At 32.9% G+C, this 1,990-nt stretch carries 2 protein-coding genes; both read right to left on the minus strand.

What is annotated here, in order from left to right; translation table 11 throughout:
- A partial coding sequence (locus HRT72_06345; GenBank protein ID NQY67327.1) for a tetratricopeptide repeat protein occupies window positions 1-1,269 on the minus strand: 1,269 nt, incomplete at its 3' end.
- Window positions 1,270-1,529: 260 nt separating this feature from the next.
- Window positions 1,530-1,826, minus strand: a complete 297-nt coding sequence (locus tag HRT72_06350) for a hypothetical protein (protein NQY67328.1) — start codon at window positions 1,824-1,826, stop codon at window positions 1,530-1,532.
- Between the last annotated feature and the right edge of the window lie 164 nt (window positions 1,827-1,990).

Genomic DNA, 1,990 nt, shown 5'->3' on the forward strand with positions numbered 1-1,990 from the left:
ATCGGCAATAGTAGGGTTCAATTCACCAAACATTTTGGCATTAAGAGCAAGTGCCTTTTCGAATAATTTAACAGCAAGACTTGTTTGTCCTGTAAGATTATACAGTGTTCCAAGATTATTGTATCGAGTAATTATTCTGGGATGCTGCTTCCCGAAAATTTCCAGATCAATCTCAAGCGCTTTCCTGAGATAATTTTCTGCTTGCTTGAAATTATGTAAAGCGATATAAGTTTCTGCGATGTTGTTATATAAAACCGGGATTTGGGGATGAGTTTCGCCTAAATCGGCGAGGTCTAGTTCAATTGCTTTTTGGTAATACTGTAAAGCGTTATCATAATCTTTTGTTGCCTTATAAGATACACCAAGATTATTGCACCGTGTGGATACCTTTCTGTTATACTCTTCATCATCTGTTTTTAAATCCCTAAATGAACTTTTGTAGTTGATAATAGCCTTTTTGTAGTCCCCATTAATACTCAGATTATTTGCATAGGCTAAGACATATCGAGGGTTTGTTTCATATAATTGAACAGCTCTAATATAATAGGGGTTTGCTTCATTATACTTCAGATTAATAGTTTTGATTCTGGCCATATTGAAGTTCTCCTGCGCGTCAGACATTTTATCCGCCAATATGCTTTTTCCCAGGAACTTTTCTGAGATGCTAAACTCTCCCTTTATTAAGTAGTTGTACGCTTTTCTAATAGACTTATTAGATTCGATTATTGGTTTTAATGAGGTCGATAATTCGTCAATTATCTTTGTGGTTACTAACAGTTTACCATGGATCTTATCTGCACTTATATGCTGACTGGATAATATTCGAAAAACTTCATGAAATGCTTCAGGAGAAACACCATACCATGGCTTTGCTGTATTTGAATAAGCTCTAATATATGCCCCATACAAATTATTGTGAGATAAGAAAAGATCCCAATTTAGTAAAGAAATGAGTTGAAGGTCATCTTCAATACCCAAGTTGATGACATCCGTATTGTTCAGTTTGCTCTTTGTTTTATGAATACTATTATATCGTATAACAAATTGCTCCGCTAATTCTATTGCATCTTGTTTTGAAAATCCTTTTGAAATAAAATGTGCTGCTATGTGTGGAGAAATCGCAGTAGAGTTTTTCGATACAAAATATGTGGTGCTGGAATTACCCAGAGTAGTATTTTTAGAATCTGTATTTGCATCGTTTATTTGTGAAAAAACACATGCCGAATTTAAACAGATAATTATTGAAATAAAACAGAATTTTACTTTCATATAATCTAACCGTATAGTTTCTGTGTTTCATGATTACACATAAACTAACAGCACTATTGCAAATAATTAATTTAGTTATTATTTCTCCTGAAAATTCAATAATGAAGAGTTCAGAATAGTTATAAAGTTACTTATTTTTTTCTTGCGTGCATGGGAGAAAGAAGACTGTAACCACTATAGAAACAAAGTTGGTAAACTACCTTTTGAAGTTGTCTTCATCTACTTCGTAAACAATTGGGTGTAATTGTGAAAATAGAGGCCTAAATATACTTAACGTCTTTTGCCTTTCTCTTCTTCAGATACTGTGCATCCAAATAGTAAAGAAGTTTTATTGAAAAGTTATTTCGTTGATTGGTTTTAAACGTTTCATCAATATTCTTGAAATATGTACGATCAATAATATTGTCTTCCTTCTCAATAAATGCCTTCCAAACCAGACTGAGCTCACTTCCTGGTGCAAATCTCCATCGGTATACCATATCAATATTTAATGCATCGTAACTAAAGTTGTAATTAGATTCACCTAGGCCATTGAGTCCTGTGAAATTGGATTCCATTAAATACCCTTCGTTACTTAATGCATGGAATGGGTTATGCTTAATAGTAGATCAATAATGCCTTAATTTGAAAGTAAGTTCCATTTGCATAGGTAGAACTCAGACTCTATAAAACCAGCACTGTGAAAAGTTAAATGGAAATTGTTAAAATAAGTTGAAATAAT

It is taken from the genome of Flavobacteriales bacterium (assembly GCA_013214975.1).
Taxonomy (GTDB): Bacteria; Bacteroidota; Bacteroidia; order DT-38; family DT-38; genus DT-38.